This is a genomic window from Sphaerisporangium sp. NPDC005288 (assembly GCF_040607475.1).
Taxonomy (GTDB): domain Bacteria; phylum Actinomycetota; class Actinomycetes; order Streptosporangiales; family Streptosporangiaceae; genus Sphaerisporangium; species Sphaerisporangium rhizosphaerae.
In genome coordinates this window covers 78,618-91,209 of sequence record NZ_JBEXGT010000022.1, presented here as the reverse complement: position 1 = coordinate 91,209, position 12,592 = coordinate 78,618, and the positions used below count along the sequence as shown (strand labels likewise).

At 72.1% G+C, this 12,592-nt stretch carries 12 protein-coding genes; 10 read left to right on the top strand and 2 right to left on the bottom strand.

The features are described 5' to 3' along the window. Positions 1–173: 173 nt before the first annotated feature. The 8 genes from alr to tsaD all read left to right on the top strand — a co-directional run bounded on the left by alr (position 174) and on the right by tsaD (position 6,952). The gene (gene alr, locus ABZU32_RS21660; protein WP_354924579.1) at positions 174–1,304 is read left to right on the top strand and encodes an alanine racemase; all 1,131 of its coding nucleotides are present in this window, start codon (positions 174–176) and stop codon (positions 1,302–1,304) included. 13 nt (positions 1,305–1,317) lie between these two features. Further along, positions 1,318–2,490 (top strand): alpha/beta hydrolase, encoded by a 1,173-nt coding sequence (locus tag ABZU32_RS21655; RefSeq protein WP_354924577.1) that lies wholly within the window; start codon positions 1,318–1,320, stop codon positions 2,488–2,490. A gap of 76 nt (positions 2,491–2,566) precedes the next feature. Beyond that, on the top strand, positions 2,567–3,022 hold the full coding sequence (gene tsaE, locus ABZU32_RS21650) for a tRNA (adenosine(37)-N6)-threonylcarbamoyltransferase complex ATPase subunit type 1 TsaE (protein WP_354924575.1): 456 nt from the start codon (positions 2,567–2,569) through the stop codon (positions 3,020–3,022). 184 nt (positions 3,023–3,206) lie between these two features. Continuing rightward, positions 3,207–3,854, top strand: a complete 648-nt coding sequence (locus tag ABZU32_RS21645) for a hypothetical protein (RefSeq protein WP_354837497.1) — start codon at positions 3,207–3,209, stop codon at positions 3,852–3,854. Between the two features lie 22 nt (positions 3,855–3,876). After that, positions 3,877–4,428 (top strand): class F sortase, encoded by a 552-nt coding sequence (locus ABZU32_RS21640; protein ID WP_354924573.1) that lies wholly within the window; start codon positions 3,877–3,879, stop codon positions 4,426–4,428. Between the two features lie 361 nt (positions 4,429–4,789). Next, positions 4,790–5,458 carry a tRNA (adenosine(37)-N6)-threonylcarbamoyltransferase complex dimerization subunit type 1 TsaB gene (gene tsaB / locus ABZU32_RS21635; RefSeq protein ID WP_354924571.1) on the top strand — a complete coding sequence of 223 codons (669 nt, stop codon included), beginning with the start codon at positions 4,790–4,792 and terminating at the stop codon, positions 5,456–5,458. Next, positions 5,455–5,928 carry a ribosomal protein S18-alanine N-acetyltransferase gene (gene rimI, locus ABZU32_RS21630; protein WP_354924569.1) on the top strand — a complete coding sequence of 158 codons (474 nt, stop codon included), beginning with the start codon at positions 5,455–5,457 and terminating at the stop codon, positions 5,926–5,928. The genes tsaB and rimI overlap by 4 nt, the downstream gene beginning before the upstream one ends. Further along, entirely contained in the window at positions 5,921–6,952 is a 1,032-nt protein-coding gene (tsaD, locus tag ABZU32_RS21625; RefSeq protein WP_354837485.1) for a tRNA (adenosine(37)-N6)-threonylcarbamoyltransferase complex transferase subunit TsaD, read from the top strand. The genes rimI and tsaD overlap by 8 nt, the downstream gene beginning before the upstream one ends. Positions 6,953–7,063: 111 nt before the next feature. Here tsaD and ABZU32_RS21620 read toward each other — a convergent pair whose 3' ends face one another. Both ABZU32_RS21620 and ABZU32_RS21615 read right to left on the bottom strand, forming a co-directional pair. Beyond that, positions 7,064–8,755, bottom strand: a complete 1,692-nt coding sequence (locus tag ABZU32_RS21620) for a hypothetical protein (protein WP_354924567.1) — start codon at positions 8,753–8,755, stop codon at positions 7,064–7,066. A gap of 218 nt (positions 8,756–8,973) precedes the next feature. Continuing rightward, positions 8,974–10,170, bottom strand: a complete 1,197-nt coding sequence (locus tag ABZU32_RS21615; protein ID WP_354924565.1) for a class I SAM-dependent methyltransferase — start codon at positions 10,168–10,170, stop codon at positions 8,974–8,976. 312 nt (positions 10,171–10,482) lie between these two features. Here ABZU32_RS21615 and groES point away from each other — a divergent pair, with 312 nt between their 5' ends. Both groES and groL read left to right on the top strand, forming a co-directional pair. After that, complete coding sequence (gene groES, locus ABZU32_RS21610; RefSeq protein ID WP_082776538.1) at positions 10,483–10,797, top strand: co-chaperone GroES; 315 nt, start codon at positions 10,483–10,485, stop codon at positions 10,795–10,797. Positions 10,798–10,905: 108 nt separating this feature from the next. Further along, a complete protein-coding gene (gene groL, locus ABZU32_RS21605; protein WP_354924563.1) occupies positions 10,906–12,528 on the top strand; it encodes a chaperonin GroEL in 1,623 nt (540 codons plus the stop codon). Positions 12,529–12,592 lie beyond the last annotated feature (64 nt).

Below are 12,592 nucleotides of genomic sequence, written 5' to 3'. Positions count from 1 at the left end.
CCGTCCAGGGCGACCCGCCCGGCGTCCGGCCGCCCTCTGAGGGGCGGCGTCCAAGGCCGTGACCCGACCCATCCCGACAAACCGCACCACTGTGGCGAGCGCCACCGGCTCCCGTGCCGCCGACCGGCACGGGCACGGCCCGTCACTGCCAAACTGAGAAGGTGAGCTTCCCCATGGACGGTTCTCTCGTGACGCCGGCTCAGGCCCGGGTGGACCTCTCCGCCATCGCGCACAACCTCGCCGTGGTCCGCCGGCACGCGCCGGCCGCCGAGATCATGGCGGTGGTGAAGGCCGACGCCTACGGCCACGGCCTGGTGCCCTGCGCGCGCGCCGCCCTGGACGCCGGCGCCTCGCGTCTCGGCACGGCCTACATCCAGGAGGCGCTGGACCTGCGCGCCGCGGGCGTGACCGCGCCCATCCTGACGTGGATCATCACCCCGGGCGAGCCCATCGACGACGCCGTGGCCGCCGCGGTGGACCTGTCGGCGGGCGCCGTCTGGGTGCTGGACGACATCGCGGCCTCGGCCCGCCGCGCCGGCCGCACGGCGCGCGTCCATCTCAAGATCGACACCGGCATGACGCGCGGTGGTGCCACCGCCGATGACTGGCCGGCGCTGCTCGAGCGCGCGCTGGCCGCCCAGGCCGAGGGCCTGGTCGAGATCGTCGGCCTGTGGTCCCACCTGGCCTGCGCGGACATCCCCGGGCACCCCGCGATCGAGGGCCAGCTCGCCGCGTTCGAGGACGCCCTCGCGGTCGCCGAGAAGGCCGGGGTGGCCGGGCCGCGCGTCCTGCGTCACATCGCCAACTCGGCCGCCGCGCTGAACATCCCGGGGGCCCACTACGACATGGTGCGGCCCGGCCTCGCGATGTACGGGCTGAGCCCCATCCCCGAGATGGGCGACTTCGGGCTGCGCCCGGCGATGACGCTCACCGCCCGGCTGGCGATGGTCAAGCGGGTGCCGGCCGGGTCGGGGGTGTCCTACGGGCACCTCTACGTCACCGAGCGCGAGACCACCATGGCGCTGGTGCCCCTCGGCTACGCCGACGGCGTCAGGCGTGCGGCGACCAATCGCGGGCAGGTGTGGGCCGCGGGCCGGCGGCGCACGATCGCCGGCCGGGTGTGCATGGACCAGTTCATGATCGACCTGGGCGACGACGAGGTGAGCGAGGGCGATGAGGTGATCCTGTTCGGACCGGGGACGGCGGGCGAGCCGACCGCCCAAGACTGGGCCGATTCCCTCGGCACGATCACTCATGAGATCGTGACCAGCATCGGTTCACGCGTGCCGCGCGTTCACCGCTGATAGGAGGTCGTGAATGTCGACACGGCGCAGGGTCGGAATCGCCGGGGCGGTCGTCGGGACGGCGTCGGCGGGGCTCGCGGCCACGGCCCTGGCCAAACGGTACGTCGTGGGCCGCATCCGCCTGCGGCCCGACCTGGAGGCGAGCGAGCCGTTCGGCGAGCTGCGCGGGCGGCGCACGACCGTCAAGACCTCCGACGGCGTCGAGCTGTACGCCGAGGTCGACGGGCCCGAGGACGCCCCCCTCACCGTCGTGTTCTGCCACGGGTACACGCTGAACCTCGACTCCTGGCACTACCAGCGGCGCGACCTGCGCGACCGCTACCGCCTGGTCTTCTGGGACCAGCGGTGCCACGGGCGCTCGGCGCGCACCCCGGCCGACGACTGCACCATCGACCGCCTCGGGGACGATCTCGCCGAGATCCTCAGGCAGTTGGTGCCCGGTCCGTGTGTGCTGGTCGGCCACTCCATGGGCGGCATGACCGTCATGGCGCTGGCCGACAGCCGGCCCGAGCTGTTCGGCGACAAGGTGCGCGGCGTCGCGCTGATCTCCACCTCGGCCGGCAAGCTGGCCGAGATCACCCTGGGCCTGCCGGCGCTGGTGTCCAAGGTCGTCCACTGGGCGGCGCCGCCGGCGGTGTCGGTGCTCGGCCGCCGCGCCGCGCTCATCGACCGGGGCAGGCAGGCCGGCAACGACGTGTCGTTCCTCGCCCTGCGCTACCTGGCGTTCGGCGACCCGTCCAACGTCAGCCCCACGGTGGTCGACTTCGCCGAGTCGATGATCCGCTCCACGCCCACCGACGTCATCGCCGACTTCTACCCGGCGCTGATGTCGCACGACAAGCTGGCCGCGCTGGACATCGTGGGCAAGGTGCCGGTCGAGGTCGTCGTGGGCGACAAAGACTGGCTGACCCCGCCCGACCACAGCAAGGCGATCAACGCCGGCGTGCCCTCCTCGCGGCTCACCGAGGTCCCCGGCACCTCGCACCTGGTGCTCCTGGAGAAGCCGGCGGTCGTCAACGAGGTGATCGCCGAACTGCTCGAGAGGGTCGCCGCGGCAGGGCGGCCCGCCGAGGCCGCGGACGAGGCGGGGGCGACCATGTCCGCCGTCGCCGCCGGCGGCTCGGGGAAGGCCGACGGGGCGGCGCCACAGCAGGACGAGGGTCCCGGCGAGGAGGAAGCCTCGTGAGCGGGGTCCGCGAGTACGGGGTACGGGGGGAGAGTTCGATGCACGGTTCGACCAGGCACGCGGTGGAGGGACCACGATGAGGCGCGCGGCGACGACCGAGGAGATGTGGGCGCTGGGCGAGGAGGTCGCCCGTCTGCTGCGCCCCGGCGATCTCGTGGTGCTGTCCGGCCCGCTGGGCGCCGGCAAGACCACGCTGGTGCAGGGCATCGCCGAAGGGCTGAAGGTCCGCGGCCCGATCACCTCGCCGACGTTCGTGATCTCCAGGGTCCACCCGTCACTGGCCGGCGGCCCGGCCCTGGTCCACGCGGACGCCTACCGGCTCGGGGGCGCGCTGGAGGTCGACGACCTCGACCTCGACGCCTCCCTGGAGGACTCCGTCACCGTGGTCGAGTGGGGGGAGGGCCTGGTGGAGGGCCTGGCCGACGACCGGCTCGAGATCACCATCGAGCGCGGCGACGCGGGCGACGAGCGGCTGGTGCGGCTGCGCGGCGTCGGGGCGCGATGGAAGGACATGCCCGGCTCCTTCGATTGACCGCCTTTCCGCGATCTAGACCGGTAATCTAGCCAGCCTTGACGCGCGCCCCTGTTGCTATGGATCATCGGAATGAAGATCGTTCCAATGGATTGCCCTTATTTTTCTGGGTATGCAGGTGGGGTAGCGCCTAAGCGTGGTCGTGTCGGGCGGGGTCGTATCGCAGGCGAAGTGGAGTGCGACGGTGCACAGGGTCGGGCAGGTCGCGGTTGCTGGAGCATTCCTACTCACGGGAGGCGTCGCCTGCACGGCGGAGGCGCAGAGCGGCGCCCCGACGCCCACCCCGAGCCCGTCGGTGAGCAGGCAGGACATCCGTGTCCAGCTCATTCCCGACCGGGTGCAGGGCGGGGCGACGCGGTCCATCAGGGTCCGGGCGTACTGCCCGCTGCCGCAGGGCGGCACCGCCTACCGCGCCACCGCGCGGTCCGACGCGTTCACCGGCCTGGTCACCCTGACCCAGCCGCCCCCGGCCAGCCCGGCCGCGACCTCCACCCCGGTGACCGCGGCCGCGCCGCCGCCGGAGGTGCACGGCTTCGCCCTCGTCGACGAGGACTCCAACCCTGGCCGCTACCAGGTCGAGGTCAAGTGCGAGGCCACCAACGACATCGGCAAGGCCACCCTCACCGTGGTCGCCCGGCCCAAGGCCACGGCCACCCCCACCCGTAACCGCGTCGTGCCCACCCGGGCGCCGCGCGCGGGCGGCGGCGGCACGGCGGCCGGCGGACCGGCCGAGGAGCCCTCCGGCATCCCTGGCGGGGTGGTCGCGGCGGCCCTCGCCGCGGCCCTGGCCGGCGGCGTCGCGGTGGCCCGCCGCAGGTCCAAGACCGGCTGAGCTTCGCGCCCCCGCACCACCCATGGCTGACTCCCCCAAGTGGCTGAAGGTCGTGGCGATCGGGTTCGTCACCGGGACGATCATGTTCGCCATGACCAACCGGGACAAGGACGCCGCCGCGCCCCGGCAGGCCGCCACCGTCCCCAAGCGCATCGACATCCCCTCGCTGGACCTCAAGGCGCCCCTGATGAAGCTCGGGCTCTCCGACGACGGAGAGGTCGAGCTGCCGCCGTTCGAGAAGCCCGCGACGGCCGGATGGTTCGACCAGAGCGTCGTGCCCGGCGACGAGGGCGCCTCGGTGATCATCGGGCACGTGGACACCAAGACGGCCCCCGCGGTCTTCTACCGCCTCCGCGACGTCAAGAAGGGCGCCCTGGTCAAGATCCTGCGCAGCGACGGCAAGACGGCCACCTACAAGGTCGACGCCATCGAGCAGATCGCCAAGGACCACTTCCCCGCCCAGCGCGTCTACGTGGACGACGGCCTCCGCCTCATCACCTGCGGCGGCGTCTTCGACCGCAAGACCCACGAATACCTGGACAACATCATCGTCTACGCCTCAAAAACGCCCTAACCCTGCGCCATGGCGCTCGCTCCGCGCGACCGGAGCGAGCGCCACAAGCACGGCTCCGGCTCCCCGCCCGCCTGTGGCATGTGGCGGTCTCGTCCCCTGAATCCTCGTGGCCTTGCCCGTCAGGGTGTTTCCATGCCGTTTTCCACGGCTTGGCCCCCAAGGCGTGCTCGGGCGCGCCGGTGTCCTGACCGACGAGGGAGGAAGTGCGAGGAACGAGCGCTTCCGAGTGAGGAGGGAAGGGCACCGGCTCAAAGGCGCCCGAGCATCGCGCGAGCGGAGCGAGCGCCATAAGCAGGGCGCCCGAGCACGCGCGACCGGAGGGAGCGCCATAGGCACAGCCAAACACCACTAGGCTTGATTCGTGCTGGTCTTGGCCTTCGATACCGCGACTCCGGCCGTCACGGCGGCGCTTCACGACGGCGAGCGGGTGCTCGCCGAGTCGACGACGATCGACGCGCGCCGTCACGGTGAGCTGCTCGTTCCGTCCGTGCGCGAGGTTCTGCGCGAGGCGGGGGCCTCGCTGCGCGATGTGACGGCGATCGTGGCGGGGGCGGGTCCCGGGCCGTACACGGGGCTGCGCGTGGGGCTGGTGACGGCGCAGGCGTTCGCCTTGACGGCCGGTGTCCCGGCGTACGGGGTGTGCACGCTGGATGTGCTGGCGTACGCGAGCGGCCTGGACGAGCCGTTCATGGTGGCGACCGACGCGCGCCGCAAGGAGGTCTTCTGGGCGCGCTACGCGGACATGCGCACGCGCGTGGAGGGCCCGTCGGTGGACCGTCCGCAGGATGTGCCGGGCGGGTTGCCGGTGCTCGGGGCGGGCGCGCGCATGTACGCCGAGATCGTGGGCGAGGACCGGCTGGTGCCGGGCGCCGCCGACTATCCGGCCGCGGGCGCGCTGGCCGGGCTGGCCGCCGAGCGCCTGGCCAAGGGCGCCCCTGGGGACGACGGGGTGCTGACGGCGCCGCATCCGATCTACCTGCGCCGTCCGGACGCCCGGGTGCCCGGTCCGCCGAAGAAGGTCACCGTATGACCGGCGCCACGCTGCGCCAGATGACCGAGAACGACCTGCCGGCGGTTCTGGCGATCGAGCGTTCGACGTTCCCGTTCGACGCCTGGAGCGAGGGCATGCTGCGGGGCGAGCTGGCCGACCAGCCGCGCACCCGGCACTACATCGTGGCCGTGGCCGGCGGAGAGGTGGTCGGGTACGCCGGGCTGGCGGCGGCGGGCGACCAGGCGGACGTGCAGACGATCGCCGTGAACGCGGGCCACCAGCGGGCGGGCATCGGCAGCGCGATGTTGCGGGCGCTGCTGGAGGAGGCCGGGCGCCGGGGCGCGACGGCGGTGTTCCTGGAGGTCCGGGCGGACAATCCGCCCGCGCAGGGGATGTACGAGCGTTTCGGGTTCGAGCGCATCGGGTTGCGGCGCGAGTACTACGACGACGGGACCGACGCGATCATGATGATGAGAAAGCTGGAGGAGGCGGGGAACGCGAATGGCTGAGGAACCTCTGGTCCTGGGCATCGAGACCTCCTGCGACGAGACGGGCGTCGGCATCGTCCGCGGGAACACGCTGCTGGCCAACGCGGTCGCCTCGAGCGTGGAGGAGCACGCGCGGTTCGGCGGCGTCGTGCCGGAGGTGGCGTCGCGGGCGCACCTGGAGGCCATGACGCCGACCGTCGAGCGCGCCTTGGAGCAGGCGGGCCTGCGCTTCTCCGACATCGACGCCGTGGCCGTCACCGCGGGCCCCGGGCTCGCCGGGGCGCTGCTGGTGGGGGTCGCGGCGGCCAAGGCGTACGCGCTGGGGCTCGGGGTGCCGCTGTACGGGGTGAACCACCTGGCGGCGCACGTGGCGGTGGACCAGTTGGAGCACGGTCCGCTGCCCAAGCCGTCGATCGCGATGCTGGTGTCGGGCGGTCACTCGTCTCTGCTGCTGGTCCCGGACGTCGCCAAGGACGTGATCTCCCTCGGCTCGACGGTGGACGACGCGGCGGGCGAGGCGTTCGACAAGGTGGCCAGGGTGCTCGGCCTGCCCTTCCCGGGCGGCCCGTACATCGACCGCGCGGCGGCCGAGGGGTCGGGGACGGCGGTCGCGTTCCCGCGCGGCAAGTACGACGACGGCACGCTGGACTTCTCGTTCTCGGGGCTCAAGACGGCCGTCGCGCGCTGGGTGGAGGCCAAGGAGCGCGCGGGCGAGCCGGTGCCCGTGGCGGACGTGGCGGCGTCCTTCCAGGAGGCCGTGGTGGACGTGCTGACGCGCAAGGCGTTGCAGGCGTGCCGGCGCTACGAGGTGGACGATCTGCTGATCGGGGGCGGCGTGGCCGCCAACTCGCGGCTGCGCGCGCTGGCGCAGGAGCGGTGCGACGCCGCAGGGGTGCGTCTGCGCGTGCCGCGTCCGGGGTTGTGCACCGACAACGGCGCGATGATCGCCGCTCTCGGGTCGGAGCTGGTGGCGGCCGGGGTGGCCCCCTCGCCGCTGGACATTCCCGCCGACTCCTCCATGCCCGTGACCACCGTCCACGTCTGACGGCTCGCCACCCGATGCCCGTCGGGTGGGGCGGCACCGGGATGGTCCGTCTTGAGGTGCCGCCGGGGTGGTCCCATTGGAGGGGCGGCGCCGGGCGGTCGGGAGGCGCGGTCAGTCCTTGGGGGAGCGGGCGGGGCGCAGGAGGGCCTCGGCGAGCGCCAGCATGGTCTCCTCCAGGGCTCCGAGCCTGCGGGTGAGGTCGCGGTGCGTCGGCTGGACGATCTGGTCGACGGTTTCTGAGAGCTGGTCGCGGTCGGGGCGGGCGCGGACCAGCTCCACCAGCTCGCCCAGGGGCGGCAGGGCCGCCGCGGCCTCGGTGAGCCGCTCGTCGAGCGTGTCGAACCGCCTGCCCTGGTCGTCGGACTGGGCGCGGATCAGCTCGCCGACGCGTTTGTGCACCTCGCCGACCTCCAGCAGCGCGGGCAGCTGCCCCACCCGCTGGTTGACCGCCTCGACGCGGTCGTCCACCATCTCCAGCCGCTCGTTGACGTCCTCGAACCCGGCGTCGATGGCGCCGAGGCGTTCGTCCTGCTTGGACAGGCGGCCGTCGACGCCGGTGAGGTGCTGGGCCAGGTCGGTGAGGCGGCCGTCGGCGTCGGCGATCTGCTGTTTGACGCCGGCGAGGTTGCCGTCGACCCCGGCGAGGCACGACTGGACCGTCTCGATGCGGTCGTCGAGCCCGGTGAGGCAGGACTGGGCCGTGTCGACGCGGCCGTCGAGCTCGGTGAGGCACGATTGGGCGGTCTCGATGCGGCCGTCGATGCTCTGCAGGCGGACGTCGACCGTCTCCAGCCGTCCTTCGACCGCCCCGACGTGGCTGTCGACCGTGTCGAAGCGGCCCGACAGGTCGCTCACCCGCCCGTCGGTGGTGTCCACCCGTCCCGCGATGGTCTCGAGCCGCCCGTCGAAGCCGGCCAGCCGGTCGCTCACCGCCGCGAGCCGACCGTCGACGCCGTCGAGCCGACCGTCGACGCTCCCGAGGCGCTGGTCCACGCTCTCGAGCCGCCCGTCCAGCGCCTCCAGCGGCGCAAGGCGGCCTTCGACGCCCTCCAGGCGGGCGGCCAGGCACGTCTCGGTCTCGGCGAGCTTGGCGGTCATGCCGTCGACCTTGCCGGCGAGCTGCTCGATGGAGCCGGTGAGGCGCTGGACGGCCGACGAGAGGGTCTCGTCCAGGCCCTCGCCGAGGTCCAGGACGCCGCCCTCGACGCGCTCCGTGCGCTGGGTGAGGTCGAGCAGGGCCTTGTCGACCCGCGTGAAGCGGCCTCCCGCGGCTTCCATGCTCGCGCCGAGCTGGGCAAGGCGCCTGGTCAGCTCGGGCATGCCCTGGGTGCCCTCCAGGACCGCCTGGAGGCGCTTGAGGGCCTCGGCGACGCCTTCGCGCACGGTGCCGAGGTCGGTCCACAGGCCGGGCAGCTCGGCGATGGGCTTGACGCGGTCGCCGACGGCCTCGATGCGGTCGCCGAGCCCGGCGACGCGGTTGCCCACCCCGTCGACGCGGTCGCGCACGATCTCGACGTGCTGCGCCAGGCCCTCCGCCCAGGCGGGGGGACGGCTGACCAGCTCGCCGAGCCGGCCGCTGACCCCTTCCAGCGCGCCGTTCAACCCGCCGAGCTCGCGTTCGCGGACCTCCCGCAGCAACCACTCCATGCCTTCCAGCCGCTGCCGGATCTCGTCGAGCACGGCGCCCTGGGTGCGCTGCTCGTAGACGTGGTCCTGCGCCGCCCTGGCGAGCAGTTCGCGCATGCGGTCGGAGATGGCGGTCTGGCTTCCAGCCTGGAGGAGGGTGTGGTTGGAGTGATCCACCGAAAGCTCCTTCACTCGCGGGCGGTCGGCCGCACGGCGGTGGGGTCGGTACGGTCGTTCTCTGTGGCGAATCGGGCGGGTGCACCATGGATCAGGCAGAATCCCGCGCGTTGGCCAACTGTAGTGGCTCGGCCGGTGACTTTCGGGTCCGACTTTAAAACATCGTGATTATCGCTGGATTGCCCCCATTTGTTGGCGGCGAAAGGCATCGTGGCAGGTCAGGATGGGTCGCAGATGATGGCGAAGGGACGTTCGCCGATGCGGGTCAGCACCACGACACACGAATTATCCCCGGAAAGATGCAAATCTCGCCGTAGGCGCTCCAGGTCGAGCGCCGAACCGCGTTTCTTCAGCGTCACCGTGCCGACGCGGCGTTCCCGGAGTGCGGCGCGCAGGCGTTTGAGGGAGAAAGGCAGGGTTTCCCGGACTTCGTACCGCGACGCCCACGGAGTCGTGGCCGGGTCGTCCCCGGTGATGTAGGCGATGTGCGGGTCGAGCAGGTGGCCGGACACCTGGGCGGCGACCTCGGCCACGAGATGCGCCCTGATGGCCGCGCCGTCCGGTTCGTACAGATAGCGCGCCACCGGCCCGTGGCCGGGCGCGCCGAGGGACGGGTCGGCCGGCAACGTGTGACCGGAAGGCAGCAGGGTCGCCCTGCGCAGGATCGTCTCGGCGGAGCCCGGGTCCCCGCCCGCGGCGAAGGCGCCCGTCCACAGGACGGCCTCCTTGACCTCGCCGCGGTAGGACACCCATTCGGCCTCGGCGCCCTGCGGGATGAACTCGTAGGGGATGCCCGGCGCGACCTTCAGGCAGGCGGCGCGCGCCCGGGCCACCATGGCGAGCACGGCGGGCCACGGCGGCGAGTACCCCATCGGGTCGAAGACCCGCCTGCCGGTGGACCGCCGCGCCGGGTCGGCGAACAGCACGTCGTAGGCCGCCGGGTCCACCTCCGCGGCGTCCGCGGCGCGGACGGTGACGCGGTCGCCGAGGTCGAGCGCGAGGACGTTCGCCCGCGCGACCTCGACGGTGAGCGGGTCGAGGTCCACGGCGTCGACCTCGCATCCGGCGCGGGCCAGGGCGATGAGGTCGCCCCCGACGCCGCAGCAGGCGTCGGCCACGCGCGCGCCGGCGGCGAAGCGGCGGGCGCGGTGGGCGGCCACCTCGGCGCGGGTGGCCTGCTCCAGCCCGTCGGGGGTGAAGTACATGCGGGCGGCGTCGTGCCCGAACTTGACCGCGCCGCGCGCCCGGAGTCGCGCCTGGGTGAGGGCGGCCGCGGCGAGAGGGGCGTCGTAGGTCTTCCTCAGCCGGCTGGCGGCCGTCACCGGATCTGTGCCGTCCGTCACAGCGCCCACGGCCTCGCCGAGGGCTTTCTGCCCGCGGGGGGTCAGCAATTCGCGGAAGGCGTAGAGGTCCACGTCTCCCGACGCTATCGCGCTGCTCCCACCTGCGTGGCCGGACCTCGTGAGCGCGCGGGGTCACCGCGACCGTGCGCCGAGGCCGCCCCCATAGGCGGACAATTCGGGCGAGTCGTACGGTGGCTCATGACCGGACTGACCTGGGGCGGCCTGTCCGTGTTGACTGTGTCGGCGGCCTTGCATACTGTTCAGTGTTGGCACTCGGCTAGTGAGAGTGCCAATCAATAATGCGACGAGGCAGGTCTGACACCCGCGACGGCAGGCCGCTGGTCGCCTCTTCAGCTCATCACCACAATCTGAAGGGGAGGTCCGATCGTGACGACCGCCACCAAGGTTCCCGTTAAGCCGCTCGGCGACCGCATCGTGGTCCAGCCGCTTGAGGCCGAGCAGACGACCGCTTCCGGACTGGTCATCCCGGACACCGCCAAGGAGAAGCCCCAGGAGGGCAAGGTCCTCGCGGTGGGCCCGGGCAACTGGGACGAAGACGGCGAGAAGCGCATCCCGCTCGACGTCAAGGAAGGGGACGTGGTCCTCTACAGCAAGTACGGCGGTACCGAGGTCAAGTACGGCGGCGAGGAGTACCTCGTGCTCTCCGCCCGCGATGTTCTCGCGATCATCGAGAAGTAAGCCCCGGGGCGCGTAAGCGACCACCTGTACGGAGCCTTACCCGAATACGCGTGTCAAGCCCCGGGCCCTTTCACGAGGCCCGGGGCCTGACGCTGGGAGGACCTTTTAATGCCCAAGATCCTGGAGTTCGAGGAGGACGCGCGGCGCGCTCTTGAGCGCGGCGTCAACGCCCTCGCGGACGCCGTCAAGGTGACCCTCGGGCCGCGCGGCCGCAACGTCGTCATCGACAAGAAGTTCGGTGCGCCGACCATCACCAACGACGGCGTCACCATCGCCCGCGAGGTCGAGCTCGAGAAGCCATACGAGAACCTCGGCGCTCAGCTCGCCAAGGAAGTGGCGACCAAGACCAACGACATCGCCGGTGACGGCACCACCACCGCCACCGTGCTCGCCCAGGCGATGGTCCGCGAGGGCCTGCGCAACGTCGCCGCCGGCGCGTCGCCGCTGTCCCTCAAGCGCGGCATCGACCTGGCCGCCCGCGCGGTCAGCGACCGCCTCCTCGAGCGGGCCCGTCCCGTCGAGGACAAGAAGGAGATCGCCAATGTGGCGACGATCTCCGCGCAGGACGCCAAGATCGGCGAGCTGATCGCCGAGGCGTTCGACAAGGTCGGCAAGGACGGTGTGATCACCGTCGAAGAGTCCAACACCATGGGCCTGGAGCTCGAGTTCACCGAGGGTCTCCAGTTCGACAAGGGGTACCTGTCGCCGTACATGGTGACCGACCCCGAGCGCATGGAGGCCGTCCTCGAGGACGCCTACGTCCTGCTCCACCAGGGCAAGATCTCCTCGATCGCCGAGTTCCTGCCGCTGCTCGAGAAGGTCGCCCAGACCAAGAAGCCGCTGTTCGTGGTCGCCGAGGACGTCGAGGGCGAGGCCCTGGCCGTCCTGGTCACCAACAAGATCCGCGGCACCTTCACCTCGGTCGCCGTCAAGGCGCCCGGCTTCGGCGACCGCCGCAAGGCGATGCTGCAGGACATGGCGATCCTGACCGGCGGCCAGCTGATCTCCGAGGAGCTCGGCCTCACGCTGGCCAACGCCGGCACCGAGGTGCTCGGCACGGCCCGCCGCATCGTGGTCACCAAGGACACCGCGACCGTCGTCGACGGCGCCGGCGACCCCCAGGCCATCCAGGACCGCGTCCGCGAGATCCAGCACGCGATCGAGCAGACCGACTCCGACTGGGACCGCGAGAAGCTCCAGGAGCGCCTCGCCAAGCTGTCGGGCGGCATCTGCATCCTGCGCGTCGGCGCGGCCACCGAGGTGGAGCTCAAGGAGAAGAAGCACCGCCTCGAGGACGCCATCTCCGCGACCCGCGCCGCGATCGAGGAGGGCATCGTCTCCGGCGGTGGCTCCGCGCTCGTGCACCTGGCCAAGGAGCTGGACGACCTCGGCCTGACCGGCGACGAGGCGACCGGCGTCTCCATCGTCCGCCGCTCGCTGGTCGAGCCGGCCCGCTGGATCGCCGAGAACGCCGGCCTGGAGGGCTACGTCGTCACGGCCAAGGTCGGCGAGCTGCCGGCCGGCCACGGCCTCAACGCCGCCACCGGCTCCTACGGCGACCTCATCGCCGAGGGCGTCATCGACCCGGTCAAGGTCACCCGCTCGGCCGTGCAGAACGCCGCGTCCATCGCCGGCATGCTGCTCACGACCGAGGTCCTCGTGGTCGACAAGCCCGAGGAGGAGGCTCCGGCCGCCGGGGGTCAGGGTCACGGCCACGGTCACGGCCACTGATCCGATCAATCGATCGAAGCACGGCTCCCGCCGCAGGGCGGGGGCCGTGTTTTTTGCGTCGAAT

What these genes read in the sequence shown, in the direction of transcription:
- ABZU32_RS21640 (WP_354924573.1), top strand. Translation starts at nt 3,877, where the DNA reads ATGGCTGACTCCCCCAAGTGGCTGAAGGTCGTGGCGATCGGGTTCGTC.
- alr (WP_354924579.1), top strand. Translation starts at nt 174, where the DNA reads ATGGACGGTTCTCTCGTGACGCCGGCTCAGGCCCGGGTGGACCTCTCC.
- tsaE (WP_354924575.1), top strand. Translation starts at nt 2,567, where the DNA reads ATGAGGCGCGCGGCGACGACCGAGGAGATGTGGGCGCTGGGCGAGGAG.
- groL (WP_354924563.1), top strand. Translation starts at nt 10,906, where the DNA reads ATGCCCAAGATCCTGGAGTTCGAGGAGGACGCGCGGCGCGCTCTTGAG.
- ABZU32_RS21655 (WP_354924577.1), top strand. Translation starts at nt 1,318, where the DNA reads ATGTCGACACGGCGCAGGGTCGGAATCGCCGGGGCGGTCGTCGGGACG.
- tsaD (WP_354837485.1), top strand. Translation starts at nt 5,921, where the DNA reads ATGGCTGAGGAACCTCTGGTCCTGGGCATCGAGACCTCCTGCGACGAG.
- rimI (WP_354924569.1), top strand. Translation starts at nt 5,455, where the DNA reads ATGACCGGCGCCACGCTGCGCCAGATGACCGAGAACGACCTGCCGGCG.